Below are 25,839 nucleotides of genomic sequence, written 5' to 3' on the forward strand. Positions count from 1 at the left end.
GTCGGCCGGGCTTCCTGGTCTCTTCCGTGGGCCTCGGTCAGTTCGACCGGGCGGCGCGCTCCGCGTTGCGCTCCTTGATACGGGCGGCCTCCTTGCGGACCTCCGCCTGGGTGGCCCGCTCCTTCCGCAGCCACTCCGGCATCTCGTCCTTGAGGGCGTCGACCTGCTCGGTGGTGAGGGCGTCGGTGATCCCGCCACGGGCGAGGCCGGCGATGGAGATGCCGAGCTTCGCGGCGACCACGGGACGCGGGTGCGGTCCGGTACGGCGCAGCTCGACCAGCCACGCGGGCGGGTCGGTCTGGAGGGCGTTGAGCTCGGTGCGCGAGACGGCACCCTCCTGGAACTCGGCGGGGGTGGCCTGGAGGTACACACCCAGCTTCTTCGCCGCGGTGGCGGGCTTCATGGTCTGGGCGGTCTTGTGCGACGTCATGGGTCCAGGGTATCGATGATGGGACATACCTCCGACCACGGACCGGCGACCGGTGACCGTCCACCGGCCGGGTGAGCGGTGGCCGGTGACCGGCCGACGGCGGGACGGCCGGTAGCCTGAACCCGTGACAGGCTCGGACACCCCCTCATCTTTCAGGCTCGCGTACGTCCCCGGTGTGACGCCGACCAAGTGGGTGAGGGTCTGGCACGAGCGGCTGCCCGACACCCCTCTGGAGCTCGTCCAGGTCCCTCCGGCCGAGGCCGGGCGGCTGCTGGCGGACGGCGGCGCGGAGGCGGGGCTCGTACGGCTTCCGGTCGACCGCGACGTCCTCAGCGCGATCCCGCTGTACACGGAGACGACGGTCGTGGTGATCCCCAAGGACCACGCCGTCACGGCCGCGGAGGAGGTCACGCTCCCCGATCTGGCGGACGAGATCGTCCTGCATCCGCTCGACGACGTCCTGGACTGGGACACCCTCCCGGGCCGCCCGGCGATCGAACGCCCGGCCTCCACGGCCGACGCCATCGAGCTGGTGGCGGCGGGCGTGGGCATCCTCCTGGTCCCGCAGTCCCTGGCCCGCCTGCACCACCGCAAGGACCTCACCTACCGCCCGGTCCTGGAGGCCCCCGAGTCCCGCGTGGCCCTGTCGTGGCCGCAGGAGGAGCCCACTCCGGACCTGGTGGAGGAGTTCATCGGCATCGTCCGGGGCCGCACGGTCAACAGCACCCGGGGCCGCGCGGCCACACCGCCGCAGCCGTCGGCGAAGGAGAAGGCCAAGGCCAAGCGGGCCGCGACGGGCACCGGTTCCGGCCGCAAGCCCGCCCCAGGCGGCAAGCAGCCCGGCACCGGCCGCCGCGCGGGCGCTCCCAAGGGTGGCAAGCGCGGAAAGCCGCGCGGCCGGTAGCGCTCCGGCTCCGGAACGCCACCCGGAGGCGGTGCTCTCGTTGGTGAGGTAACCGCCGTACCTCTGGGGAGCGTTCCTCCTATGCGAAGCATCCGCAGTACCAAGCACCTCGGCCTCATCGGGATGCTGCTGATCGCCGTGGCCTTCGCCGGCCTCCAGCTGACAGCCGTCACCGGAAGGGCCTCGCCCGACACGAAGAACTACCTCTCCTACGCCCTGTCCCTCAGCGGCGAGAGCCAGGCCGAGGCGGGCCGCCGGGCCATCGACTACTCCTGTGCCAGCGGGCAGCACGGTCCGCTGGACTCCATCCCCTGGACCAGCAGGAAGGCCGCCGGAGAGTCGGAGGAGCAGTGCGTGCGCCGGCTGAACGACTCGGTCGCCCACTGGTCCCGCAACGGCAACACCTCGGGGACAATCGCGCCTTTCGCGAACCATCGCTTCATGGCCATCTTCGAGGCCCGCCCGGGGTATCCGCTCTTCCTGGTCCCCTTCGTCACCGTCTTCGGCGCGATGTGGGGTCTCTGGCTCGCGGGCCTGGTCGTCGCGCTGGCCGGAAGCGTCTGCGTCCTGCTCACCCTGCGCTGCGCGGGCGCGTCCCGGCGCGCCGGTCTGGCCGGTCAGGCGCTCTACCTCGCGCTGCCCACCGGCACGGTCGCCATGAACCCGCTGAGCGACGGGCTCTCGCTGGCTCTGGGCACGGCGGTCGTCCTCGGGTGCACGCTGCTCTCGCTGAACCGTCCCCGTGCGGGAGCGGCGCTCGTCGTGGGCGGCCTGGCCCTGATGTTCCTGGTGCGCTACTCGCAGGCGCTGCTCCTGGCGGCCGCTCTGGCGGCCGGATTCGCGCTCCGGAGGGCGTGGCTGCGCCGATGCCGGCGGCCGTCGGCGCGGACAGGCCAGGCGGCCGTGCTGTGCGGGGCCTTGGCCGTGGCCGTCTACGCGGGCGCGCACCTCCTGTCCTGGCCCATGGGCCAGGACAGTGCCCAGGACCTGCTGACCGACCACTACCGGCGTCCCGATCTGCCCGACCCCTGGCCGGAGTTCCTCGTTCAGGAACGGGTCTTCTGGACGGCGTGGCTCCGGCGCCAGGCCACCTATCCGGTCCTGCCCGTCCTGCTCGCGCTCTCGGCCTGGGCGCTGCTGAGGCGGCGTTCGGTGGTCCTGCCGATCGCGGTGGCGGCGGCGGCCGCCGGCATCCTCAACCAGGCGGGCCACCCGAATCTGGACCAGCTGCTCGGCCACCGCCTCATCGTGTTCGTCTGGCTGCTCCCGGTCCTGGCCGTTCCGCTGCTGCTGGACCGGGAGCCGACGCCGCGGGCGGCAGGAGAAGGGCCGCAGCGCTCACCTCTGGAGCGCCGCCGGCAGCGGGACCCAGCGGCGAGGCGTGCCGCGGCCCGTCACCGCCCGGCCGTCGCCGACCGTCATCCCGGCCGCGGCGCAGGCGTAGGCGAGAACGTCGGCGCCGTGCGCGAACCCTGACCCGCGCTGCCAGAAGCGGAAGGTCCAGTAGGCCGCCGGATCCGACGCCTGCGGTGAGAGGCCGATCTCTTCGCCGGTGACGATGGAGCCGTCCCGGGCCAGGGCGCCGAACGTCCCGCCCTTGGGGTTGAAGTACACGCCGTAGGCGGAGGTGCCCGCCGAGACCGCCCGCAGCAGCGCGTCGTCGTTCGGCAGGTACCCGTCCTGGACGATCACGCAGCCGCCCGGGGAGCCGTCCAGGCCCGTCACGCCGACGTGGCGCAGCGACGCGTCGTAGTCCGTGGGATCGAAGGGCATGTTCTCCTCGTCCACGGCCGGGCACCGGGCGGGGTCGCCGCCGAGCCGCCGGATCACCTCGTCCTCGCCGACGCCCGCCACGAAGGCGATGCCGAGCCCCTCCGTCCACATGCCCCGCTCGCTGAAAGCCGCGATGAGCGCGTCCGCAGCCCGTAGGGCGGCCGTCTCCTCGGCCGGCAGCGGCACCGCACCCGGCAGCTCCGCCACCAGCGGGACCAGCGGTGTGGTCAGCAGAAGCCGGCCCGGCGACCACGGCTCCTCCTGCGGTGTCCACACATCGGCCCCGGCTTCGAGCAGGGCGCGGACCATGCCCTCGTCGACGGCGCGCGCGGCGTACCAGAGCGCTGTATGGCCTTCCGCGTCGTGCGCGTCGGCCTCGGCGCCGTGCGCCAGGAGAGCCGCCACCGTCTCGGCCTGCCCCCAGCTCGCCGCCAGGTGGAGCGGCCGGGTGCCGCCGCCCTGTACAGAGGCGTCGGGCGATGCGCCTCCGTCCAGCCGAGCCCTGACCAGAGCGGTGTCGCCCCAGTCCCGGTAGTCCATGCCCGTCCAGTCGGCCCGGGGCAGGTAACGACTGCGGGCCTCCTCCTCGCGCCGCCGCTCCTCCAGCTGATGCGGTGTCAGCGGCGGTGCCAGAAAGCCGGGGGGACCGGACACCTCCAGGAGCGCGAACGAACGTGGCTGCTCCGCCGGATCCGGCGGTTCGAGCTCCGGCCACACCTCGAACGCCCGCTCCGCCGCGGCTCGGATCGCCGCCGTGTCGACCGGGGTACGGGTCTCACCCATCCCCTCGTCCGGCCACTCGACGACCAGCTCCGCTTCTCCGGAAGGCGGCAGCTCGGCCGCGTACAGATCCACGGCGGTCCTGAACAGGGACCGGTGGACCTGGTGCGTCCCCGGATCCAGCGGTATGAGCCCGACCGCCTGCCGGGTCATCGCCATCGTCTCCAGCCCCGACGGTCCCGTGACCGGGATGTAGCGGGCCTCCGGGGTGTCCAGGGTCGTGATCCGGCGGCCGTCGGAGAACCGCAGGCCCACCCGTAGTCCCGACTGCCGGTTCGTATCCCCGCTCTGCCAACGTGTCCTGCGGAACACCGCGAGATGCATCGTCACCGACCGGGGCCACACCGACCATCCCGTGAGCAGCACCCGGGCCTCCGGTCCGACGCCCACCACCTCCGTTCCGGACAGCAGCGCCGGTGCGAAGCGGTCGACGGGCGGTGCGTACCGTCCCTCGTCCTCCGCGGGCGGTCCCAGCCGGATCAGCACGGTCCGCTCCGCGGCCGGCTCCTCGGGCATCACCAGATCGTCGAAGAATCCCATGCGCCGAGCGTGGCACACGGGTCTGACATCGCCCGGCCCTCGCGAGGAGCGCCAACCACCGTGCGGCCGTAACCGTTTGGCGCGCCGGTCACCACGTGCCGGTCACCACGTGCCGGTCACCACGCGCCGGTCACCACGCGCCGGTCACCACGCGTCGATGACCGGCGCGTCGGGTGCGTACCGCCGCCAGGCCTCGCCGACGGTTCACCCTGACCGCCGCGACAGCGGTCTTCCCGCTGTTCGTCCCGCCGACCTTCTCGGCGTCGAACACCCGTGAATACGCGATCAGTTGCTGCGCGAGCCTGCTGGTCGCGTCCTGCCCGCGCCGTGGGTGCCGTTGAGCCATACGATCAGGGACCTTAGGCTGACGCCGTACGGGCCGGAGGAAGAGCGCGGGAGAAAGAGAGCACGACCCCGGCCGGATCACCCGCACGCCTGCGTACCCTTCTCCCTGTGCCGGCCCCACCCTTGCATCACGTCGCCGTCCTCGTGCTCGAAGGCGCGAAGCCTCTCGACGTCGGTATTCCCGCACAGGTCTTCACGACCCGCGCGAGCATGCCGTACGAGGTACGGGTGTGCGGTGCCGCGCCCGGCCCGGTGACCGGCGGTGACGGCCTGTCCTACCACGTCGCCCACGGCCTCGACACGCTGGAGTGGGCCGACATCGTCTTCGTCCCCGGCTACCGCTTCCCGGACCGCGAGGACCCGCCGCAGGCCGTTGTCGACGCGCTGACCGCCGCCCACGACCGGGGCGCGCGGCTCGCCGCCATCTCGACGGGCGCCTTCGCGCTCGCCGCCACGGGTCTGCTCGACGGAAGGCGCGCCACGACGCACTGGCACTACACGCGGGCCCTCGCGGCCAGGCATCCGCTCGTCCAGGTCGACGAGAACGTGCTGTTCGTCGACGAGGGCAGCGTGCTCACCTCGGCCGGCGCCGCCTCCGGCATCGACCTGTGCCTGCACATCCTGCGCGGCGACCTCGGCGTGGCCGCGTCCAACCACGCGGCCCGGAGACTCGTCGCGGCCCCCTACCGCAGTGGCGGCCAGGCCCAGTACGTGCCACGCAGCGTCCCCGAACCGCTCGGCGAGCGGTTCGCCGTCACCCGGGAGTGGGCGCTGCACCGGCTCGGCGAGCCCCTCACCCTCGACATCCTGGCGCGGCAGGCGGGGGTTTCGCCGCGCACGTTCTCCCGGCGCTTCGTCGAGGAGACCGGCTGTACGCCGATGCAGTGGGTGATGCGCGCCCGCGTCGACGCCGCCCGCGAACTGCTGGAGCGTTCGGAGCGCAGCGTCGAGCAGATCGCCGCCGACATCGGTCTCGGCACCGGCGCGAACCTGCGTTCGCACTTCCAGCGCATCCTCGGCACCACACCGAGCGAGTACCGCCGCACCTTCACGCGCGGCGAATAGCCCGCCGGACACGGCATGGCGGGATCCTTTCGAACCGTGGCGATCCCGCCACTGTCAGCGGCGTCGGCCGCGAGCGAGCCTGGTGGGGAACCGAAGGGACACCACTCATGACTCGCATCGCCATCAACGGATTCGGCCGTATCGGACGCAACGTGCTGCGCGCTCTGCTGGAGCGCGACAGCGCCCTCGAGATCGTCGCTGTCAACGATCTGACGGAGCCCGCCGCTCTCGCCCGGCTGCTCGCCTACGACAGCACCGCCGGTCGGCTCGGACGCCCGGTGGCCGTCGACGGGAACACCCTCGTCGTCGACGGCCGTCGCATCACCGTGCTCGCTGAACGCGAACCCGCGCAGCTGCCGTGGGCCGAGCTCGGCGTCGACATCGTGCTCGAGGCGACCGGCCGCTTCACGTCGGCCAAGGCCGCCCGCGCCCACCTGGACGCGGGCGCGAAGAAGGTCCTCGTCAGCGCGCCGGCGGACGGCGCCGACGTCACCCTCGCGTTCGGCGTCAACACCGACGCGTACGACCCCGCCGTCCACACGATCGTCTCGAACGCCTCGTGCACGACCAACGCGCTCGCCCCGCTGGCGAAGGTGCTCGACGATCTCGCCGGCATCGAGCACGGCTTCATGACGACGGTGCACGCCTACACGCAGGAGCAGAACCTCCAGGACGGTCCGCACCGCGACGCACGCCGTGCCCGCGCCGCCGCCGTCAACATCGTGCCGACCACGACGGGTGCCGCCAAGGCGATCGGCCTCGTGCTGCCGAACCTCGACGGCAAGCTGTCGGGCGACTCGATCCGCGTACCGGTCCCGGTGGGATCCATCGTGGAGCTGAACACGACCGTCGCCCGCGACGTGACGCGAGAGGAGGTGCTGGCGGCCTACAGCGCAGCCGCACAGGGGCCGCTCGCCGGCGTACTCGAATACTCGGACGACGCGCTCGTATCGTCCGACATCACGGGCAATCCCGCCTCGGCGATCTTCGATTCCGCTCTCACCCGCGTCGACGGCCGCCACATCAAGGTGGTCGCCTGGTACGACAACGAGTGGGGCTTCTCGAACCGCGTGATCGACACGCTCCACCTCCTCGCCGCCGGCTGACCGGAGGCCGCCCAGCCCGTAGAGGCAGAATGTGGCTGGTCGGGACGGGGGAACGGCGGGAGACGGAGATGGACGGTGCACAGCTCGTAGCGGCGGTGCGGCGAGGGGACGCGGAAGCCGTGACCGCTCTGCTGGCGGCGGGAGCGGCCCCGGACACGGTCACGGACGACGGCCTGCCCGTGCTGTGCCTGGCCATCGCGGCCTATGACGCGGCCGTGGCGGAGGCGCTCGTCGAAGGTGGCGCGGACCCGGACCGGAAGCTGCCGGACGGAACGACTCCGCTGGTACGCGCGGTCGACGGCGGCTCTCCCGCGCTGGCGCAAGCCGTGCTGGGCCGGGAGCCCCGGCTGCGTCTGCCGGAGGCCGGAAGGAACGAGCTGCTCGCCCTCGCCCGACGCTGGTACGAGCGGGGCGCGGAGAGCGAACTCCGCAACAGAACGGGCGGGTCCGGCCCCGCGTGCCGGACCCGGGTGATGGACGGCGAGTACACGCACGTCACACAGGTGACGCTCGGCAGCCGCACGGTCCGCTGCGGGCACGGCTCGATCCTCACGAACCTGGAATGGGCCTTCCGTATCCTGACGCCCGTGGACGAGCTCGTGACCAGAGCCGTCGCCGGACGCGACCCGGACCACGCGGACTGGTCGTCCGCCCGGTGGATCCTCGGCGAACGCCGCGGCCGGGAGACCTGGTCGGCTCTCACGGCACACCGCCACAGCCCGGACCCCGAGTGCCGCCGGTTCGTCCTCGACTTCCTCCACCAGTACCTCATGTGGCCGTGGGGCGGGCGGAACTCCTACGAGAGGGAGACGGCGGACCTGCTCGTGGCGTGGGCCGCCGACGGGGAGGACGACCCCGGAGTCCTGAGCGAGGTGCTCCGGGTCCTCGGTGAGACGGAGCACCGGGAAGCGAAGGCCGTGGGCCTGCGGCACGCCGGCCACCCGGCCCCGCAGGTCCGTGCCCGGGTTCCCGATCTCCTGCTCGGCGGAGACACCCCTTCCGCCCCCCTCGGGTCGGCGGCTCGCACCACCCTGCTCGGCCTCGCCGGGGACGGGGACGGAGATGTGCGTGCCGCCGCCGGCCGGGCACTGGTCGCGGCGCACGACGCCGGCCCCGACTCCACCGACGTGGTGGTCCGGCTGCTCCGGGACCCGGTGGCCGCTGTGCGTGCCGGCATCGCGGAGGCCGTCGCGGAGAGCGCGGTGGACCCTACCGAGGCGATCGCCGACGCCCTGGTGCTCCTCCTCGACGAGGACGACTTCGGGACGCGGCTCAACGCCGCCTGCGGCCTCCTCCGGCGGGACGACCCGCGCACCGGGGAGGCGATCGAACGGCTGGGCCGGCTCTCCCGCCCCGGCTTCGAGCACGACCACCGTCTCTCCGCGTTCTGGAGATGGAAGTGGGACCGTGAGCACGGCGGGTCGACGCCTCCGTAGCCCCACGTGCGTCCCGGCGGTGAGCGGTGCCCCGGATCGGACGGGCGTCCGGTCGGAACTGATTGCATAAAAGTGCAGCACTGCGTATAGTCATGCCATCGACAAGGAGGGTTCCGATGGTGGTACGCGCAGCGGTGGCAGGGGCGAGCGGATACGCCGGCGGTGAGCTGCTCCGCCTTCTGCTGGCGCACCCCGGCGTCGAGATCGGTGCGCTCACCGGCCACTCCAACGCCGGGCAGGCGCTCGGCTCGCTCCAGCCGCATCTGCGGCCGCTGGCCGGCCGCGTGCTGGAGCCCACCACCGCCGAGGTCCTCGCCGGGCACGACGTCGTCTTCCTGGCGCTGCCGCACGGGCAGTCCGCGGCCGTCGCCGAGCAACTCGGCGACGAGGTCCTCGTGGTGGACATGGGCGCCGACTTCCGGCTCAAGGACGCCGGTGACTGGGAGAGGTTCTACGGGTCGCCGCACGCCGGGACCTGGCCCTACGGGCTGCCCGAGCTGCCGGGCGGGCGGGAGGCGCTCGCCGGGTCGAAGCGGATCGCGGTACCGGGGTGCTACCCGACCGCTGTGTCCCTCGCGCTCTTCCCGGCGTACGAGGCCGGTATCGCCGAGCCGGAGGCCGTCATCGTCGCCGCGTCGGGCACCTCGGGTGCGGGCAAGGCGGTCAAGCCGCATCTGCTCGGCTCCGAGGTGATGGGCAACATGACCCCGTACGGCGTCGGCGGCGGTCACCGCCACACGCCCGAGATGATCCAGAACCTCAGCGCCGCCGCCGGCGAGCCGGTCACCGTCTCCTTCACGCCGACCCTCGCGCCCATGCCACGCGGCATCCTCGCCACGTGCAGCGCGAAGGCGACGCCGGGCGTGAGCGCGGAGGCCCTGCGCGCGGTGTACGGGAAGGCGTTCGCGGACGAGCCGTTCGTCGACCTCCTGCCCGAGGGCCAGTGGCCCGCCACCGCCGCCGTGTACGGCTCCAACGCCGTACAGGTCCAGGTCGCGTACGACGAGGCCGCCGGGCGGATCGTCGTCGTCACCGCCATCGACAACCTCGCCAAGGGCACCGCGGGCGGCGCCCTGCAGAGCATGAACATCGCCCTCGGGCTCCCCGAGGACACAGGTCTCACGACGATCGGAGTTGCACCGTGAGCGTCACGGCAGCACAAGGGTTCTCGGCGGCGGGCATCGCCGCCGGAATCAAGGACAGCGGTAACCCGGACCTGGCCCTCGTGGTCAACCACGGGCCCCGTCGCGCCGCCGCGGGCGTCTTCACCTCCAACCGCGTCAAGGCCGCGCCGGTGCTCTGGTCGGAGCAGGTACTCAAGGGCGGCGAGGTCACCGCCGTCGTCCTCAACTCCGGTGGAGCCAACGCCTGTACGGGCCCCAAGGGCTTCCAGGACACCCACGCCACCGCCGAGAAGGTCGCCGAGGTGCTGGAGGGTCACAGCGCCGGCGAGGTCGCCGTCGCCTCCACCGGCCTCATCGGCATCCTGCTCCCCATGGACAAACTGCTGCCCGGCATCGAGCAGGCCGCCGCCGCGCTCAGCGAGCACGGCGGTGAGAAGGCCGCCATCGCCATCAAGACCACCGACACCGTCCACAAGACGGCCGTCGCGGGCGGCGACGGCTGGACCGTCGGCGGCATGGCCAAGGGCGCCGGCATGCTCGCTCCGGGCCTCGCCACCATGCTCGTCGTCCTCACCACGGACGCCGATGTGCCCGCACCGGAGCTGGACGCCGCCCTCCGCGACGCGACCCGCACCACCTTCGACCGGATCGACTCCGACGGCTGCATGTCCACCAACGACACCGTGCTCCTCCTCGCCTCCGGTGCCAGCGGCATCACTCCGGACCAGGCCGCGTTCGCCGAAGCCGTACGGGCCGTCTGCGACGACCTCGCGCGGCAGCTCATCGGCGACGCCGAGGGCGCCTCCAAGGACATCCGGATCGAGGTGATCAACGCGGCCAGCGAGGACGACGCCGTCGAGGTCGGCCGGTCCATCGCCCGTAACAACCTCCTCAAGTGCGCCATCCACGGCGAGGACCCCAACTGGGGCCGTGTCCTCTCCGCCATCGGCACGACGAAGGCGGCCTTCGAGCCGGACCAGCTCAACGTCGCCATCAACGACGTCTGGGTCTGCAGATACGGCGGTGTCGGCGAGGACCGCGACCTGGTCGACATGCGCTACCGGGAGGTCAAGATCACCGCCGACCTCGCCGCCGGCACCGAGTCCGCCGTCATCTGGGCCAACGACCTCACCGCGGACTACGTCCACGAGAACAGCGCGTACAGCTCATGAGCGCCGCGCGGAAGCACACCGCACTCCCGAAGGCGCAGATCCTCATCGAGGCGCTGCCCTGGCTGACCCGGCACAACGGCAAGACCGTCGTCATCAAGTTCGGCGGCAACGCCATGATCGACGAGGAGCTGAAGGCCGCCTTCGCGCAGGACGTCGTCTTCCTGCGCCACGCCGGTCTCAAGCCCGTCGTGGTGCACGGCGGCGGCCCGCAGATCAGCGCCCAGCTCGACAAGCAGGGCCTGGTCAGCGAGTTCAAGGCAGGCCTCCGGGTCACCACCCCCGAGGCCATGGACGTCGTACGGATGGTGCTCGCCGGACAGGTCCAGCGCGAACTGGTCGGCCTCCTCAACCAGCACGGCCCGCTCGCCGTCGGCATGACCGGCGAGGACGCCCACACCATCACCGCCATCCAGCACCGGCCCACCATCGACGGCGAGTCCGTCGACATCGGCCGGGTCGGCGAGATCACCGCCATCGACACCGGAGCCATCCAGGCGCTGCTGGACGACGGCCGCATCCCGGTCGTCTCCTCCATCGCCCGCTCCGCCGACGACCACCACGTCTACAACGTCAACGCCGACACCGCGGCCGCCGCACTCGCCGCCGCGCTGAACGCCGAGACGCTGATGGTCCTCACGGACGTGGAGGGGCTGTACGAGGACTGGCCCAACAGCGACGACGTGATCAGCCGCCTGACCGCCAGCCAGCTGGAGAAGCTGCTGCCCGAGCTGTCCAGCGGCATGGTTCCCAAGATGCAGGGCTGTCTGCACGCCGTCCGCAACGGCGTCGAGACCGCCCGCGTCATCGACGGCCGCGTCCAGCACTCGATCCTGCTGGAGATCTTCACCGACGAGGGCGTCGGCACGATGGTCGTGCCGGACGCTCCCATCGACGTACACACTGGGCCTGAACTGGGGGAATCATGACCGGCACCGGAGCCGAGACCGGACTCACCTCGCGCTGGCAGGGCGCGCTGATGGACAACTACGGCACGCCCCGCCTGCCGCTCGTCCGCGGCGAAGGCGCGTACGTCTGGGCCGAGGACGGCACCCGCTACCTCGACTTCGTCGGCGGCATCGCGGTCAACGCGCTCGGCCACGCGCACCCGGCCGTCGTGGAGGCCGTCTCCACGCAGGTCGCCTCGCTCGGCCACGTATCGAACCTGTTCATCGCGGAGCCGCCGGTCGCGCTCGCCGAGCGGCTGCTCCAGCTCTTCGGCCGCCCGGGCCGGGTCTTCTTCGCCAACTCCGGCGCCGAGGCCAACGAAGCCGCCTTCAAGATCGGCCGGCTCACCGGCCGCACGCACATGGTCGCCACCGACGGCGGCTTCCACGGCCGGACCATGGGCGCGCTCGCGCTGACCGGCCAGCCCGGCAAGCGGGAGCCGTTCGTCCCGCTGCCCGGTGACGTCACGCATGTGCCGCACGGAGACGTCGACGCGCTGCGCGCGGCCGTCACCACCGACACCGCGCTGGTCATCATCGAGCCGATCCAGGGCGAGAACGGTGTGGTCGTGCCGCCCAAGGGCTACCTGGAGGCGGCCCGGGAGATCACCCGTGCGACCGGCACGCTGCTCGTCCTGGACGAGGTGCAGACCGGGATCGGCCGCTGCGGCCAGTGGTTCGAGCACCAGGCCCACCAAGGCGTCGAGCCGGACCTCGTCACGCTCGCCAAGGGGCTCGGCGGCGGTCTGCCGATCGGCGCGACGGTCGCGTTCGGACCGGCGGCCGACCTGCTGAAGCCGGGTCACCACGGCACCACCTTCGGCGGCAACCCGGTCGCCTGCGCCGCCGGGCTCGCCGTCCTGGACACCCTCGCGGCCGACGGCGCGCTCGACGAGGTCAAGCGGCTCGGCGAGAAGATCCGCGACGGCGTGGAGGCGCTCGGACACCCGCTGGTCTCCCATGTCCGCGGCAGCGGCCTGCTGCTGGGTATCGTGCTCACCGGACCCCTCGCACCGCAGGTGCAGCAGGCGGCCCAGGGAGCCGGCCTCCTGGTGAACGCGCCCGCCCCCGATGTCGTACGGCTCATGCCGCCGCTGATCATCGGTGACGCGGAGGTGGACGCGCTCCTGGAGATCCTGCCGAGCGCTCTCGACGCGGCACACGGGGACGGACGATCCGGAGCATGAGTCTCCGGAGAATGAGGCGACGACGATGACCGAGGCGCAGGAAACCGAGCACGGCGGACCGTCCGTGCCGCAGACCCGCACCGCCCGCCACCGCCGGATCGTGGACATCCTGAACCGGCAGCCGGTCCGCTCGCAGAGCCAGCTGGCCAAGCTCCTCGCCGACGACGGGCTGAGCGTCACGCAGGCGACGCTCTCCCGCGACCTCGACGAGCTGGGCGCGGTCAAGATCCGCAACACCGGCGGCGAACTGATCTACGCGGTGCCGAGCGAGGGCGGATTCCGCACCCCGCAGGCGCCGCTGGGCGGTTCGGCCAAGGAGGAGCGGATGCGCAGGCTCTCGGCCGAACTGCTCATCTCGGCGGAAGCCTCGGCCAACCTGGTGGTGCTTCGCACACCGCCGGGCGCCGCACAGTTCCTCGCCTCGGCCATCGACCAGGCCGAACTGCACGACATTCTCGGCACCATCGCGGGCGACGACACGCTGATGCTGATCAGCCGCGACCCGAACGGCGGCCAGGCGCTCGCCGACCATCTCCTGAGGCTCGCTCAGAACGACCGCTGAGCCGTTCTGTTCAGCAGCGCGCTCGGTGGCTCGTTCAGTACCGCGTGATCGCGGTCGGGCCCGAGCGGGTCCCGACCGCGATGTGCGGCCGCCGCTCCGGCTTCGCCCAGGCCAGGATCTCCGCCATGGCCTCCGCCGGCACCGAGACGCAACCCGCCGTCGCCCCGAGCCCGTTCACATGCAGGAAGATCCCGGCGCCCCGGTCACGTACCGGACGGTCGTAGTTGAAGCCGATGACCAGCGCGTGGGCGTACTGCGTCCCGTACGCGACCAGGTGCTCGGCCTCGTCGGCCCGGCAGTCGGCGGGACGCGGTTCCACCCAACGGTTGTACGCGCGCGAGGCGTTGTCCTGGCACCACCAGGAGTCGTCGTCGACCTTCCGGTACGGATACCTCGTCCCGGCCGGGGCCTCCTGGATGCCGAAGGCGTACGGCAGGTCGTACAGCCCGGTCGGCGTGGTGCTGGTGCCCTGCTCACGGCTGCCGCCCTCGGCCAGCCCGTTGCCCCCGAACCGCGCGGCCGCCGACCCCGCCGCCACCCACCTGCCCCCGCGCCGCTCCCACCAGGTCACCGTGCCCGTGGTGGAGGCGGTGTCCGGAGCCTCGGCGGTGATGAGCTGCGAGCCGCCGCCGGTGTCCGCCAGCCGGTACGGGAGCGGAGGCGGGCTGTCGGCGGGAGCGGCCCCGAGGGAGCCCAGGGCCAGGGTGAGGAGGACGGCGAAGGTCGGCAGAGGTCGTCGGCGCATGCTCCGGACCGTACGGCGGCCGGAGCCGATGCCCCACCTGACCTGCTCCGTACGGCCCAGCGGCTCACTCCGCGAGAGGCGCAGGAAGCCGCGGGAAGGACCGGAAGCCGCGAGAGGCACCGCGAGCCACCGGCCCGGCCCCGGGTTCTGTCGCTACGCCGGGCGGCGGCATCCGGCGAGAAGCGTCGCGACCATGCGCTGGGCGTCGGCCCGGTCGTAGTCGGGTCCGGTGATGCAGAGGTTCCCGATGGCGCGCATGAGCGGGTAGGCGCTGACGCCGGGGCTCACCTCGTCGGCGGCGGCGCAGGCGTCCAGCAGCGTCGCGCAGGCCGGGACCAGGGTGTCGAGCATGAGGGCGTGGAGGTTCTCCAGCCCCGGATCATCGGACCCCAGGGCGGCGCCGAGTCCGTGCTTGGTCACCAGGAACTCCACGAACGCGTCCACCCAGCGGGTGAGTGCGGTGAACGGGGAGGCCGATTCCGCCAGGAGCTGGGGCGCGAGGGCGGCGCAGGTGTCGATCTGGTGCCGGTAGACGGCGGTGACGAGGTCCGCCCGGGTCGGGAAGTTCCGGTAGATCGTGCCCACGCCCACACCGGCGCGTTCGGCGATGTCGCGGACAGGGGCCTGGACTCCCTGGTCCACGAAGACCGCCGACGCGGCCGCCAGCACGCCGCCGCGGGTGCGCTGCGCCTGTGCTCGGCGTACTCCGACCGGTTCCGGCACGGCATCCTCCATTGCTCGCGGAACAATGTTCCGCTAAATTGGCGGAACGACGCTCCGCCAAAGTATGGCAGAGCGCCACCATGGAGAAAGCGCAGGTCCCCCATGTCTTCCAGTCCCCTCGGCCGGCCGGTCGTCGCGGTCAAGCCCATCGCCGTCCCCGCGCCCGGTCGCGGTGTCGAGCTGCAGGTGAAGGTCACCGCACCGCTGTCGGGCCAGGACCTGCCCGTCATCGTCTTCTCCCACGGCAACGCGTGGTCCCTGGACGGATACGAGCCCCTCGTCGACCGGTGGGCCGCCGCCGGGTTCGTCGTGGTGCAGCCCACCCACCTGGACTCCCGCCGCAACGGCATCGGGTGGGAGGATCCGCGCTTCGCCACCATCTGGCGCGTCCGGATCGCCGACCTCCACGCGGTCCTCGACGGCCTCGGCGGCATCCTGCGCCAGGCCGGCGGCCTGGAGGCCCGCGTCGACCGTGAGCGGGTCGCGGTCGTCGGCCACTCCTGGGGCGCCCAGAGTGCCGGTGCGATCCTCGGCGCGCGGGTGCTCGACGCCGACGGCGTCCCCGGCGAGGACTTCTCCCATCCCGCGGTCTCGGCCGGCGCGCTGATCGCGGTGACCGGAACCGGCGACACGCTCACTCCTTTCGCCGCCGAGCACCTTCCGTTCATGAGGCCGGACTACTCCACCATGACCACCCCGGCCCTGGTCGTCGCGGGCGGTAAGGATCAGTCGCAGCTCTCCACCCGGGGGCCGGAGTGGTTCACCGACGCCTACCGCCTCAGCCCGTCCCCGAAGGCCTTGCTCACCATCGCCGAGGGTGAGCACACCCTGGGCGGCGTCGCCGGCGAGATGGTCGCCGAGACCACCGATGAGGACCCCGTCCGCGTCGCGCTCGTCGCCGACGCGGTCTCCGCATACCTCCTCGACGCCTTCGAGCTCGACGGCACCGCGTGGGCCGCCCTCGATGACGGCGCGACCGGTGACGGCACGTGGAGCATCGCCGGCAAATGAGCCCGGACGGTCCGCGCAACCGTTCCCACCGCACCTGACCTGCCGCTTTGACAAAGCATACGGACCACTGCATAGTTATACCCATCAGTGATTGCACCGTAAGGAGAAACCCGTGACCGAGCGCGTCGTACTCGCCTACTCGGGCGGCCTGGACACCTCCGTCGCCATCGGCTGGATCGCCGAGGAGACGGGCGCCGAGGTCATCGCCGTTGCCGTGGACGTCGGCCAGGGCGGCGAGGACCTGGACGTCATCCGCAAGCGCGCGCTCGCCTGCGGTGCCGTCGAAGCCGAGGTCGCGGACGCCAAGGACGAGTTCGCCGAGGAGTACTGCCTCCCGGCGATCAAGGCCAACGCCCTCTACATGGACCGCTATCCGCTGGTCTCGGCCCTCTCCCGGCCGACGATCGTCAAGCACCTCGTCGCCGCCGCCAAGAAGCACAACGCCGGGATCGTCGCCCACGGCTGCACCGGCAAGGGCAACGACCAGGTCCGCTTCGAGGCCGGCATCTCCGCGCTCGGCCCCGACCTGAAGTGCATCGCCCCGGTCCGCGACTACGCGATGACCCGGGACAAGGCGATCGCCTTCTGCGAGGAGAAGAACCTCCCGATCGCGACCACCAAGAAGTCCCCGTACTCCATCGACCAGAACGTCTTCGGCCGGGCCGTCGAGACGGGCTTCCTGGAGGACATCTGGAACGCGCCGATCGAGGACATCTACGAGTACACCTCCAACCCCGCCACCCCGCGCGAGGCCGACGAGGTCGTCATCTCCTTCAAGGAAGGTGTGCCGGTCGCCATCGACGGCCGTCCCGTCACCGTCCTCCAGGCGATCCAGCAGCTCAACGAGCGGGCCGGCGCCCAGGGCATCGGCCGGATCGACATGGTCGAGGACCGGCTCGTGGGCATCAAGTCCCGTGAGGTGTACGAGGCGCCCGGCGCGATCGCGCTGATCACCGCCCACCAGGAGCTGGAGAACGTCACCGTCGAGCGCGAGCTGGCCCGCTACAAGCGGCAGGTCGAGCAGCGCTGGGGCGAGATGGTCTACGACGGCCTGTGGTTCTCGCCGCTGAAGCGGGCGCTGGACGGCTTCATCAACGAGGCCAACCAGCACGTCACCGGTGACATCCGGATGACCCTGCACGCGGGCCGCGCCGTCGTCACCGGCCGGAAGTCCGAGGAGTCGCTGTACGACTTCAACCTCGCCACCTACGACTCGGGCGACACCTTCGACCAGTCCAAGGCGCAGGGCTTCATCGAGCTCTTCGGCCTCTCCTCGAAGATCGCCGCCAAGCGCGACCTGGCCTGACCCTCTCTCGTTCTACAGCCGCCTCCCCGTCCGCACGCGGCAGGGAGGCGGCCGCATATCCGCACCTTGGCCCACGCCTTGGCCTTTGCCTCTTGAGGAGCACGCAGTGAGCAGCAACAACGGTGACGTCCGGCTCTGGGGCGCGCGTTTCGCCGACGGACCGGCGAAGGCGCTGGCCAAGCTGTCGGCCTCCGTCCACTTCGACTGGCGGCTCGCGCCGTACGACATCGCCGGCTCCCGCGCCCACGCCCGCGTCCTCAACAAGGCCGGGCTCCTCACCGAGGACGAGCTGACCCGGATGCAGGACGGCCTCGACCGGCTCGAAGCCGATGTCGCGGACGGCTCCTTCACCGGCACCATCGCCGACGAGGACGTCCACACCGCGCTGGAGCGCGGCCTCCTGGAGCGCCTCGGCCCCGACCTCGGCGGCAAGCTGCGGGCCGGCCGGTCGCGGAACGACCAGATCGCCACGCTCTTCCGGATGTACCTGCGCGACCACGCCCGGATCATCGGCGGCCTCATCGCGGACCTCCAGGGCGCGCTGGTCGGCCTCGCCGAGGCCCACCCGGACGTGGCGATGCCCGGCCGCACCCACCTCCAGCACGCCCAGCCGGTGCTCTTCGCCCACCACGTGCTCGCCCACGTCCATTCCCTGTCCCGGGACGCCGAGCGGCTGCGCCAGTGGGACGAGCGCACGGCCGTCTCGCCGTACGGCTCCGGCGCGCTCGCCGGCTCCTCGCTCGGCCTGGACCCGGAGGCGGTCGCCGCCGACCTCGGCTTCGAGCACGGTTCGGTCGGCAACTCCATCGACGGGACCGCCTCGCGGGACTTCGCCGCGGAGTTCGCCTTCATCACCGCGATGATCGGCGTCAACCTCTCCCGGATCGCCGAGGAGGTCATCATCTGGAACACGAAGGAGTTCTCCTTCGTCACGCTCCACGACGCCTTCTCCACCGGCTCCTCGATCATGCCGCAGAAGAAGAACCCGGACATCGCGGAGCTGGCCCGAGGCAAGTCCGGCCGCCTCATCGGCAACCTGACCGGCCTCCTCGCCACGCTGAAGGCGCTGCCGCTCGCGTACAACCGCGACCTCCAGGAGGACAAGGAGCCCGTCTTCGACTCCTGCGACCAGCTCGAGGTCCTGCTCCCCGCCTTCACCGGCATGATGGCCACGCTCACCGTCAACCGCGAGCGCATGGAAGAGCTGGCCCCGGCCGGCTTCTCGCTCGCCACCGACATCGCGGAGTGGCTGGTGCGGCAGGGCGTGCCGTTCCGGGTCGCGCACGAGGTCGCCGGCGCCTGCGTCAGGGAGTGCGAGCAGCACGGTATCGAGCTGGACGAGCTCACCGACGAGCAGTTCGCGAAGATCTCCGAGCACCTCACTCCGGAGGTCCGCACCGTCCTCGACGTGCGCGGCGCCCTCGCCTCCCGCAACAGCCGCGGCGGAACGGCTCCCTCCGCCGTCGCCGTTCAGCTCGCCGAGGTGAAGAAGGACCTGGAGGCGCAGAACGCCTGGGCGGCCGCGCGCCGGTAGCCGGCAGGAGGGCCGAGCAGCGGTACCTACGGTGTCGTCGCAGGTGTACGAAAGGTGGAGCGGGCTACGTTGACCGGGGTAGGAGTATCCGCAACCGACCCCGAGGAGCCCGCGATGCCCTTCACCGCCCTGGCCACCGCGACGACCCCGACCGCCCACATCGGACTGGGTCTCGCGGCCGTCGGCAGGCCCGGATACATCAACCTCCACCGGGACCAGGACTTCCCCGACGGCCGGGACGTGGAGGATCTGCGCGCCCGTACGCACGAGCTGCTGGACGCGGCGTACGCGCAAGGCGTCCGGTACGTCGACGCGGCCCGCTCCTACGGCCGCGCCGAGGAGTTCCTCGGTGAGTGGCTGGACGCCCGGCCCTCCTTCACCGACCTCGTCGTCGGCTCGAAGTGGGGCTACACCTACACCGCCGACTGGAGCACCGAGGCCGAGGCGCACGAGGTCAAGGACCACGGCCTCGCCACCTTCGAGCGCCAGCGCGCCGAGACCCGCGAACTCCTCGGCGACCGGCTCGACCTCTACCAGATCCACTCGCTCACCCCGGACAGCCCGGCCCTCGCCGACAAGGAACTCCACGAGCGGCTGGCCGCACTCGCCGCCGACGGGGTCGCCGTCGGCTTCTCCACCAGCGGCCCCGCACAGGCCGACGCCATCCGGGCCGCGCTCGCGCTCACGGTCGACGGCAACCCTCTCTTCCGTACGGTCCAGGCCACCTACAACGCGTTGGAGACCTCGGCCGCACCCGCTCTCGCCGAGGCCCATGACGCCGGACTCACCGTGATCGTCAAGGAAGGCATGGCCAACGGGCGGCTGGCCGGGGACGAGGCGCCCGCCGTGTTCCGCGAGATCGCCGCCGACGCGGGCGTGGGCGGCGACGCGGTGGCGCTGGCGTTCGTCCTGCACCAGCCGTGGGCCGGGGTCGTCCTCTCCGGCGCCGCCACCGTCACGCAGCTCGCCGGCAACCTGCACGCACCCGTCGTCGACCTCGACGAGGAGCAGCGGGACCGGCTGGACGCGCTGGTGGAGGAGCCGGAGTCGTACTGGCGCCACCGCGCGGCCCTGCCCTGGCACTGATCCGCTGAGCCTCAGGAGCTCGTCAGCCCGCCAGGACGACGAGCTCCTGGGTCGCCCGCGTCATCGCCACATACCGGTCGACCGCCCCCGAGACGCCCGCGCCGAACGCCTCCGGATCCACCAGGACCACCAGGTCGAATTCGAGGCCCTTCGACAGCTCCGGCGTCAGCGACCGTACGCGCGGCCTCGCCCGGAACGCCGGATCACCGATGACACACGCGATCCCGTCCGTGTGCGCGGCGAGCCAGGTGTCCAGGACCGCGTCGAGATCCGCCACACGGCCGAATACGACCGGCAGGCCGCCGGAACGGATCGAGACCGGCACATTGGCGTCCGGCAGCACGGCCCGGATCACCGGCTCGGCCTCCGCCATGACCTCCTGCGGCGTCCGGTAGTTGACGGTCAGCGAGGCCGGCGCGACCCGGTCCAGCCCGACCCGCTCCAGGCGCTCGCGCCACGACTCGGTGAATCCGTGCCGGGCCTGCGCGCGGTCGCCGACGACGGTGAAGCTCCGGGACGGACACCGCACCAGCAGCATCTGCCACTCGGCGTCGGTCAGCTCCTGCGCCTCGTCCACGACGATGTGCGCGAACGGGCCCGCCAGCAGATCCGGTTCGGCGCCGGAGGATCCGTCGGGGTCGACCAAGGTGTCCTTCATGTCCTGGCCGTGCAGCATGACCAGCGCTCCTTCGCTGTCGACATCGGCGTCGGCCAGCGTCTCGTCCGCGAGGAGCGCGTCGATGACCTGGGCCATGCCCGCGCGCTCGGCGGCCACGGCCGCCTGCGCCCGCTGCCTGCGCCGCCACGCCTCCGGGTCACCGACCCGCTGCCGCGCCGCGTCCAGGACCGGCAGATCGGAGACCGTCCAGGCCTGCGCGTCCGCACGCTGCAACAGCCGCACCTCGTCCCGCGTGAGCCACGGAGCGGCCATGCGCAGATAGGCCGGGACCGACCAGAGATCACCGACCAGCTCCGCCGGATCCAGCAGCGGCCACGCCCGGTCGAACGCGGCGGCCAGCTCCCGGTCCTGGCCCACCGCCTTCCGGACCAGCTCCGGCGCGACCTCCTCACCGTCGTACTTCTCCACCAGGAGCGTGAGCAGCTCCTCCCGGACCTGGTCACGCGCCTCGTTGTGTACGGCGCCGGGCCCGGCGGTCTCGAACGCCACGGCCCAGTCGGCGGCGGTCAGCCGGAGGTCGGCCCAGGGAGTCGTGACCGTCAGGGGCTCGGTGGGCGGTTCCTCGTAGAACCGTACGGCCGTCTCGACCGCGCGCACCAGCTCCGCCGACGCCTTCAGCCGCGCCACCTCCGGATCGGCCTCGACGGCGGCCGTGGCCCCTTCCTCCACCAGGTCCCGCAGCGTGCAGGTCTGCACGCCTTCCTCACCGAGGCTCGGGAGCACATCGGCTACGTACCCGAGGTAGGGCCGGGACGGGCCGACGAACAGGACGCCGCCACGGCGGTGCGCCAGGCGCGGATCGGAGTACAGGAGGTACGCGGACCGGTGCAGCGCGACGACCGTCTTTCCCGTACCCGGCCCGCCGTCCACCACCAGCGCGCCTCGCGAACTCGCGCGGATGATCGCGTCCTGGTCGGCCTGGATCGTGCCGAGCACATCACGCATCCGCTCCGACCGGTTGGTGCCGAGGCTGGCGATGAACGCGGACTGGTCGTCGAGCGCGGCGTGTCCGGCGAAGGCGTCCGGCGCGAACACCTCGTCCCAGTAGTCGCTGATCCGGCCGCCGGCCCAGCGGTACCGGCGGCGGCTCGCCAGGCCCATCGGGTTGGCGTGCGTGGCGCCGAAGAACGGCTCGGCGGCGGGGGAGCGCCAGTCGACCAGCAGACGGCGGCCCTCGCTGTCGGTGAGGCCGAGCCGGCCGACGTACACGGGCTCGGAACCGTCCTCGGCGACCATGCGCCCGAGGCAGAGGTCGAGCCCGAAGCGGCGCAGGGTGCGCAGGCGAGCGGTGAGCCGGTGGATCTCGGCGTCCCGGTCCATCGCCTGACGGCCGGTGCCGCCGGGCGCCCGGCGCTCGGCGTCGAGCCGGTCGGTCAGCTCGGCGATCGACGCGTCCAGGGTCCGGGTGATGGCGGCGAAGTGCCGCTCGTCGGCGGCGATGAGGGCCGGGTCGGCCTTGGGGGAGAGGTGGTCGGGGAGGTGGAAGGCGGTGAGGGTCACGGTGTCGGGTCCGTTCTGCTGTCTGCGAGGTGAAGGGTCGGCTCAGGCCGCCGGCCGCCGTTTTGGAGAGGTACGGCTCCGGCTCAGCCCGTCGGCACCGGTGCTCCGAACCACCGCGCCAGCGCGCCCTCCAGCTCCTCACGCTCCTCACCGGCCCAGGCCACATGTCCGTCCGGCCGCAGCAGGACGGCGGACACGTCCAACGCCTCGGTCCCATCGGCCACGTGGTCGACCCGGTCCGCCCAGCCCGCCACCGACAGTCCGCCCGTCCGGTCGAGCAGCAGGCCGCGGCCCTCGTGCATCAGCTCGTAGAGGCGGCCGCGCTCCAGCCGCAGGTCCGGCAGCCGTCTGCCGAGCAGTGCGTGGCCCTCGCCGAAGTCGTAGCGGATGTCGACGGCGGTGATCATCCCGGTCACGTACGTGTTCACCTCCTCGAAGTCCAGGAGCCGCGCGAACAGTTCGCGCAGCGCGGTCGCTCCCGGGTCGGTTCCCAGCAGCGTGATCTGCGCGCGCGTGTTGTCCAGCACGCGGGTGCCGACCGGATGGCGTTCGGCGTGGTAGCTGTCCAACAGGCCTTGCGGCGCCCAGCCGTTGACCTCGGCGGCCAGTTTCCAGCCGAGGTTGAACGCGTCCTGCACACCGAGGTTGAGCCCTTGTCCGCCGGTCGGCGGATGGATGTGCGCCGCGTCACCGGCCAGCAGCACCCGGCCGACCCGGTACTGCTCGGCCTGCCTGGTGGCGTCGCCGAAGCGGGAGAGCCAGCGCGGCGAGTGCACGCCGAAGTCGGTGCCCGCGACCGCCCGCAGCCGCTCCGTGAACTCCTCCAGGGTCGGCGCGCCCGCCCGCTCCTCGGACACGCGCTCGGCGGGCACGATGACGCGGTGTGTCCCGTCGCCGTTCGGGATGGTGCCGAACCGCAGCTGCGTCCTGCGGACCTCCGCCACCACGGCGGCGACCACCTCCGGCTCCTCGGTCATCTCCATGTCGCCGAGCAGCGTCTCGACCGTGGCGGGCTCACCGGGAAAGGCGACGCCCACCTCCTTGCGCACCACACCACGGCCGCCGTCGCACCCGACGAGGTAGCGCGAACGCAGCCGCGTCCCGTCCGCCGCCTCGACACTCACACCGGCATCGTCCTGGCTGACCCCGACCACCTCGCAGCCGCGCCGGATCTCGGCGCCCAGCTCGATCGCCCGCTCGCGGAGCAGCCGCTCGGTGACCGGCTGGAGCGTGGAGAGTCCGTACGGGTGGGCCGTGTCCAGCCGGTCCGGCCACGGCTTCTGGATACCACCGAAGAACCCGCCGACCTGGAACCTCTCGCTCTCCGCGAGGAACCGGTCCAGCAGCCCGCGCTGGTCCATCACCTCGACGCTCCGCACATGCAGGCCGCGCCCCCGGCTCTCCCGGGTCGGCTCGGCCAGCTTCTCCAGCACCACGGTGCGCACGCCGGCCAGCCGCAGTTCGCAGGCGAGCATGAGGCCGGTCGGTCCACCGCCGACCACGATCACGTCGATCATCACTGTTCCGCCCTTGTCGACGTCGAATTGCCGAAGCCGGCGCTTCCGATCCCGGCTTCGGCCGTCGATTCTGCGGCATTCGGGGGGCCTTGCGGCAAGACCCCCCATCCGCTATAAGTTAAGAGTGGCAAGGAGTGGGTTCACCTCCTGCCGATCCCACCTCATACAGCCGCTCGCAGGACACCAAGCTCCTCGCGGCGCACCTCGCACCCTTCCTGAGCAGCCGCATCCCTACTGATGAGACAATGATGTCTCACGTGGGCTAAGCTCGTCTCATGACTCTCGACCGTGAGCAGGTGCTGCGCAGCGCCGCCGCTCTGCTGACCCGAAAATCGACCGCCACCATGGACGAGGTCGCCAAAGCAGCCGGTATCGGCCGCGCCACCCTCCACCGCCACTTCGCCGGACGTGACGCGCTGGTGAAGGCGCTGGAGGATCTCGGCATCCAGGAGTTCGAGGCGGCCCTGGACGCCGCCCGGCTCGACGAAGGCACCGCCGAGGAGGCGCTGCGCCGCCTCATCGCGGCCGTCGAGCCCAGCGCCGGCCTGCTCTCGTTCCTCGTCACGGAGAACCAGCTCTTCGAGGGCGACCAGGTCAACGAGGGCTGGGACCGGGCCGACGCCCGGGTCTCCGCCTTCTTCCGCCGTGGCCAGGAACGCGGCGAATTCAGGATCGACCTCACCCCCGCCTGGCTGACCGAGGCCCTCTACGGGCTCGTCGGCACCGGCGCCTGGGCCGTCCAGGTGGGACGGGTCGCCACACAGGATTTCCAGTACATGATCGTCGAGCTGCTGCTCGGCGGAGCCCGCCGGAGCGTGGAGCAGTGACCAGCATCGACCAGCACCCGAAGACCACGGACGACCTTGGCCGCCCCGGGCGGTGGATCGCGCTCGCCGTGCTCGTCCTCGCCGTGCTGCTGGTGGCCGTCGACGCCACCGTCCTCGGCCTCGCCACGCCGTTCCTCAGCGAGGACCTCGCTCCCACCGGCAACCAGCTGCTCTGGATCGGTGACGTCTACTCCTTCGTCATCGCCGGTCTGCTCGTCTCGATGGGCTCGCTCGGCGACCGCATCGGCCGCAAGAAGCTGCTGCTGATCGGAGCCGTGGCGTTCGGCGCGGTCTCCGTGCTCAACGCGTACGCGACCACTCCCGAGATGATGATCGTGGCCCGGGCGCTGCTCGGTGTCGCCGGCGCCACGCTGATGCCGTCCACTCTCGCGCTGATCCGCAACCTCTTCCACGACCCGCGCGAGCGCAGCCTCGCCATCGGGATCTGGGGCGCGATGGCCTCGGCGGGCGCGGCGGTCGGGCCGGTCGTCGGCGGGTTCCTGCTCGAACACTTCTGGTGGGGCTCGGTCTTCCTGATCAACCTGCCCGTGATGGCCGTGCTCGTCGTCGTCGGCATCAAGCTGATCCCGGAGTCCAAGAACCCGGCGTCGGGCCCGTGGGACATGCTCAGCGTCGGGCTCTCGCTGGTCGGCATGATCGGCATCGTGTACGCCATCAAGGAGACGGCCTCGCACGGGCCGGGCTGGGGTCCGGGCGTGGCGGCCGCGCTCGGTGCCGGTGCGCTCACCTGGTTCGTCCGCAGGCAGCTCCATCTGCCCGCGCCGCTGCTGGACATGCGGCTCTTCCAGCACCGGGGCTTCTCCGGTGCGGTCCTCGCCGACCTGCTGACCATCCTCGGCCTGTCGGGCCTGGTCTTCTTCCTCTCCCAGTTCCTCCAACTGGTCCAGGGCCGAGGACCGCTGGAGGCGGGTCTGGCCGAACTGCCCGCCGCCATCGGCGCGGTGACCGCCGGTCTGCTGGCCGGTTTCGCCGCCCGCCGCTTCTCGGTGCGCTCGGTCGTGGCGGGCGGACTCGGCGCGGTCGGTCTCGCGCTGGGTACGGTGACCCTGCTCGACCAGCACACCGGCTATCCGCTCCTCGGCTCCATGCTGCTGGTCGTCGGCGTCGGCGCCGGGTTCTCCTTCACCGTCACCGCCGACGTCATCCTCTCCAGCGTCCCGCAGGAGCAGGCCGGTTCCGCCTCCGCCGTCTCGGAGACGGCGTACGAGCTCGGTGCCGCCCTCGGCATCGCTCTGCTCGGCTCCATCGTCACCGGCGTCTACCGCGGCTTCCCGACCCCGGCCGGCATCCCCGCCGACGTCGAGTCGGCGGCCCACGAGTCGCTCGGCGGCGCAGTCGAAGCGGCCACCGCTCTGCCCGCCGCCCAGGCGGGCCCGCTGATCTCGGCGGCCCAGGAGGCGTTCGTCGACGGCATGCGGTCCGCCGCCGGCGTCGGGTCGGTGGTGCTCCTGGCGGCGGCCGTCGCCGCCTGGTTCCTGCTGCGGGGCCAGAAGCTGGAGGACGGCATCGAGCACCCGTAGTA

21 protein-coding genes and 1 pseudogene are annotated in these 25,839 nt (G+C 72.0%); 16 read left to right on the forward strand and 6 right to left on the reverse strand.

What is annotated here, in order from left to right; translation table 11 throughout:
- Positions 1 to 37: 37 nt before the first annotated feature.
- On the reverse strand, positions 38 to 430 hold the full coding sequence (locus ABZ267_RS23745) for a DUF5997 family protein (protein WP_356756442.1): 393 nt from the start codon (positions 428 to 430) through the stop codon (positions 38 to 40).
- A 124-nt stretch (positions 431 to 554) separates the two neighbouring features.
- Here ABZ267_RS23745 and ABZ267_RS23750 point away from each other — a divergent pair, with 124 nt between their 5' ends.
- Both ABZ267_RS23750 and ABZ267_RS23755 read left to right on the forward strand, forming a co-directional pair.
- The gene (locus ABZ267_RS23750; protein ID WP_356756440.1) at positions 555 to 1,334 is read left to right on the forward strand and encodes a LysR family substrate-binding domain-containing protein; all 780 of its coding nucleotides are present in this window, start codon (positions 555 to 557) and stop codon (positions 1,332 to 1,334) included.
- Positions 1,335 to 1,415: 81 nt separating this feature from the next.
- On the forward strand, positions 1,416 to 2,810 hold the full coding sequence (locus tag ABZ267_RS23755; RefSeq protein WP_356756438.1) for a hypothetical protein: 1,395 nt from the start codon (positions 1,416 to 1,418) through the stop codon (positions 2,808 to 2,810).
- A 579-nt stretch (positions 2,811 to 3,389) separates the two neighbouring features.
- On the opposite strand, the pseudogene ABZ267_RS23760 reads toward ABZ267_RS23755, so the two are convergent.
- A pseudogene (locus tag ABZ267_RS23760) lies at positions 3,390 to 4,427 on the reverse strand (ankyrin repeat domain-containing protein); the annotation flags it as partial.
- A gap of 453 nt (positions 4,428 to 4,880) precedes the next feature.
- Here ABZ267_RS23760 and ABZ267_RS23765 point away from each other — a divergent pair.
- The 8 genes from ABZ267_RS23765 (at position 4,881) to ABZ267_RS23800 (ending at position 13,368) form a co-directional block, all read left to right on the forward strand.
- Positions 4,881 to 5,837 carry a helix-turn-helix domain-containing protein gene (locus tag ABZ267_RS23765; RefSeq protein WP_356756436.1) on the forward strand — a complete coding sequence of 319 codons (957 nt, stop codon included), beginning with the start codon at positions 4,881 to 4,883 and terminating at the stop codon, positions 5,835 to 5,837.
- A gap of 107 nt (positions 5,838 to 5,944) precedes the next feature.
- Positions 5,945 to 6,943 carry a type I glyceraldehyde-3-phosphate dehydrogenase gene (gap, locus tag ABZ267_RS23770; protein ID WP_356756434.1) on the forward strand — a complete coding sequence of 333 codons (999 nt, stop codon included), beginning with the start codon at positions 5,945 to 5,947 and terminating at the stop codon, positions 6,941 to 6,943.
- A gap of 68 nt (positions 6,944 to 7,011) precedes the next feature.
- On the forward strand, positions 7,012 to 8,379 hold the full coding sequence (locus ABZ267_RS23775; protein WP_356756432.1) for a HEAT repeat domain-containing protein: 1,368 nt from the start codon (positions 7,012 to 7,014) through the stop codon (positions 8,377 to 8,379).
- A gap of 116 nt (positions 8,380 to 8,495) precedes the next feature.
- Positions 8,496 to 9,524 carry an N-acetyl-gamma-glutamyl-phosphate reductase gene (argC, locus tag ABZ267_RS23780; protein ID WP_356756430.1) on the forward strand — a complete coding sequence of 343 codons (1,029 nt, stop codon included), beginning with the start codon at positions 8,496 to 8,498 and terminating at the stop codon, positions 9,522 to 9,524.
- Positions 9,521 to 10,675, forward strand: a complete 1,155-nt coding sequence (argJ, locus tag ABZ267_RS23785) for a bifunctional glutamate N-acetyltransferase/amino-acid acetyltransferase ArgJ (RefSeq protein ID WP_356756428.1) — start codon at positions 9,521 to 9,523, stop codon at positions 10,673 to 10,675. Before argC ends, argJ begins: the two co-directional genes overlap by 4 nt.
- Positions 10,672 to 11,601 (forward strand): acetylglutamate kinase, encoded by a 930-nt coding sequence (gene argB / locus ABZ267_RS23790; protein ID WP_356756426.1) that lies wholly within the window; start codon positions 10,672 to 10,674, stop codon positions 11,599 to 11,601. The genes argJ and argB overlap by 4 nt, the downstream gene beginning before the upstream one ends.
- Positions 11,598 to 12,806, forward strand: a complete 1,209-nt coding sequence (locus ABZ267_RS23795; RefSeq protein WP_356756424.1) for an acetylornithine transaminase — start codon at positions 11,598 to 11,600, stop codon at positions 12,804 to 12,806. Before argB ends, ABZ267_RS23795 begins: the two co-directional genes overlap by 4 nt.
- 25 nt (positions 12,807 to 12,831) lie before the next feature.
- Entirely contained in the window at positions 12,832 to 13,368 is a 537-nt protein-coding gene (locus tag ABZ267_RS23800) for an arginine repressor (protein WP_019764598.1), read from the forward strand.
- A 34-nt stretch (positions 13,369 to 13,402) separates the two neighbouring features.
- Here the strand turns inward: ABZ267_RS23800 and ABZ267_RS23805 are convergent, their stop codons facing one another.
- Together ABZ267_RS23805 and ABZ267_RS23810 are read right to left on the reverse strand one after the other, a co-directional pair.
- The gene (locus ABZ267_RS23805) at positions 13,403 to 14,113 is read right to left on the reverse strand and encodes a L,D-transpeptidase family protein (protein WP_356756422.1); all 711 of its coding nucleotides are present in this window, start codon (positions 14,111 to 14,113) and stop codon (positions 13,403 to 13,405) included.
- A 153-nt stretch (positions 14,114 to 14,266) separates the two neighbouring features.
- On the reverse strand, positions 14,267 to 14,836 hold the full coding sequence (locus ABZ267_RS23810) for a TetR/AcrR family transcriptional regulator (protein ID WP_356756420.1): 570 nt from the start codon (positions 14,834 to 14,836) through the stop codon (positions 14,267 to 14,269).
- 102 nt (positions 14,837 to 14,938) lie between these two features.
- On the opposite strand from ABZ267_RS23810, the gene ABZ267_RS23815 reads away from it, so the two are divergent.
- The 4 genes from ABZ267_RS23815 to ABZ267_RS23830 all read left to right on the forward strand — a co-directional run bounded on the left by ABZ267_RS23815 (position 14,939) and on the right by ABZ267_RS23830 (position 19,773).
- Positions 14,939 to 15,847: a chlorophyllase gene (locus tag ABZ267_RS23815; RefSeq protein WP_356756418.1), complete on the forward strand. Its 909-nt coding sequence runs from the start codon at positions 14,939 to 14,941 to the stop codon at positions 15,845 to 15,847.
- A gap of 112 nt (positions 15,848 to 15,959) precedes the next feature.
- Positions 15,960 to 17,153, forward strand: a complete 1,194-nt coding sequence (locus ABZ267_RS23820) for an argininosuccinate synthase (RefSeq protein ID WP_356756416.1) — start codon at positions 15,960 to 15,962, stop codon at positions 17,151 to 17,153.
- A gap of 106 nt (positions 17,154 to 17,259) precedes the next feature.
- The gene (argH, locus tag ABZ267_RS23825; RefSeq protein WP_356756414.1) at positions 17,260 to 18,687 is read left to right on the forward strand and encodes an argininosuccinate lyase; all 1,428 of its coding nucleotides are present in this window, start codon (positions 17,260 to 17,262) and stop codon (positions 18,685 to 18,687) included.
- A gap of 114 nt (positions 18,688 to 18,801) precedes the next feature.
- Positions 18,802 to 19,773, forward strand: a complete 972-nt coding sequence (locus tag ABZ267_RS23830; RefSeq protein WP_356756412.1) for an aldo/keto reductase — start codon at positions 18,802 to 18,804, stop codon at positions 19,771 to 19,773.
- 22 nt (positions 19,774 to 19,795) lie between these two features.
- Here ABZ267_RS23830 and helR read toward each other — a convergent pair whose 3' ends face one another.
- Both helR and rox read right to left on the reverse strand, forming a co-directional pair.
- Positions 19,796 to 21,952 carry an RNA polymerase recycling motor ATPase HelR gene (helR, locus tag ABZ267_RS23835; protein ID WP_356756410.1) on the reverse strand — a complete coding sequence of 719 codons (2,157 nt, stop codon included), beginning with the start codon at positions 21,950 to 21,952 and terminating at the stop codon, positions 19,796 to 19,798.
- Positions 21,953 to 22,035: 83 nt separating this feature from the next.
- Positions 22,036 to 23,469, reverse strand: a complete 1,434-nt coding sequence (gene rox, locus ABZ267_RS23840) for a rifampin monooxygenase (protein ID WP_356756408.1) — start codon at positions 23,467 to 23,469, stop codon at positions 22,036 to 22,038.
- A gap of 275 nt (positions 23,470 to 23,744) precedes the next feature.
- Here rox and ABZ267_RS23845 point away from each other — a divergent pair, with 275 nt between their 5' ends.
- A complete protein-coding gene (locus tag ABZ267_RS23845; RefSeq protein WP_356756406.1) occupies positions 23,745 to 24,296 on the forward strand; it encodes a TetR/AcrR family transcriptional regulator in 552 nt (183 codons plus the stop codon).
- On the forward strand, positions 24,293 to 25,837 hold the full coding sequence (locus ABZ267_RS23850; protein ID WP_356756404.1) for an MFS transporter: 1,545 nt from the start codon (positions 24,293 to 24,295) through the stop codon (positions 25,835 to 25,837). Before ABZ267_RS23845 ends, ABZ267_RS23850 begins: the two co-directional genes overlap by 4 nt.
- The last annotated feature ends 2 nt before the right edge of the window (positions 25,838 to 25,839 follow it).

Origin of the sequence: Streptomyces sp. NPDC006174, assembly GCF_040614075.1 — a bacterium.
Lineage (GTDB): Bacteria > Actinomycetota > Actinomycetes > Streptomycetales > Streptomycetaceae > Streptomyces.

Bases quoted from the DNA above. Each gene is read 5' to 3' on its own strand.
- ABZ267_RS23755 (WP_356756438.1), top strand. From the start codon at position 1,416: ATGCGAAGCATCCGCAGTACCAAGCACCTCGGCCTCATCGGGATGCTG.
- argB (WP_356756426.1), top strand. From the start codon at position 10,672: ATGAGCGCCGCGCGGAAGCACACCGCACTCCCGAAGGCGCAGATCCTC.
- ABZ267_RS23800 (WP_019764598.1), top strand. From the start codon at position 12,832: ATGACCGAGGCGCAGGAAACCGAGCACGGCGGACCGTCCGTGCCGCAG.
- ABZ267_RS23775 (WP_356756432.1), top strand. From the start codon at position 7,012: ATGGACGGTGCACAGCTCGTAGCGGCGGTGCGGCGAGGGGACGCGGAA.
- ABZ267_RS23830 (WP_356756412.1), top strand. From the start codon at position 18,802: ATGCCCTTCACCGCCCTGGCCACCGCGACGACCCCGACCGCCCACATC.
- ABZ267_RS23795 (WP_356756424.1), top strand. From the start codon at position 11,598: ATGACCGGCACCGGAGCCGAGACCGGACTCACCTCGCGCTGGCAGGGC.
- argC (WP_356756430.1), top strand. From the start codon at position 8,496: ATGGTGGTACGCGCAGCGGTGGCAGGGGCGAGCGGATACGCCGGCGGT.
- ABZ267_RS23805 (WP_356756422.1), bottom strand. From the start codon at position 14,113: ATGCGCCGACGACCTCTGCCGACCTTCGCCGTCCTCCTCACCCTGGCC.
- ABZ267_RS23745 (WP_356756442.1), bottom strand. From the start codon at position 430: ATGACGTCGCACAAGACCGCCCAGACCATGAAGCCCGCCACCGCGGCG.
- gap (WP_356756434.1), top strand. From the start codon at position 5,945: ATGACTCGCATCGCCATCAACGGATTCGGCCGTATCGGACGCAACGTG.
- ABZ267_RS23845 (WP_356756406.1), top strand. From the start codon at position 23,745: ATGACTCTCGACCGTGAGCAGGTGCTGCGCAGCGCCGCCGCTCTGCTG.
- rox (WP_356756408.1), bottom strand. From the start codon at position 23,469: ATGATCGACGTGATCGTGGTCGGCGGTGGACCGACCGGCCTCATGCTC.
- ABZ267_RS23815 (WP_356756418.1), top strand. From the start codon at position 14,939: ATGTCTTCCAGTCCCCTCGGCCGGCCGGTCGTCGCGGTCAAGCCCATC.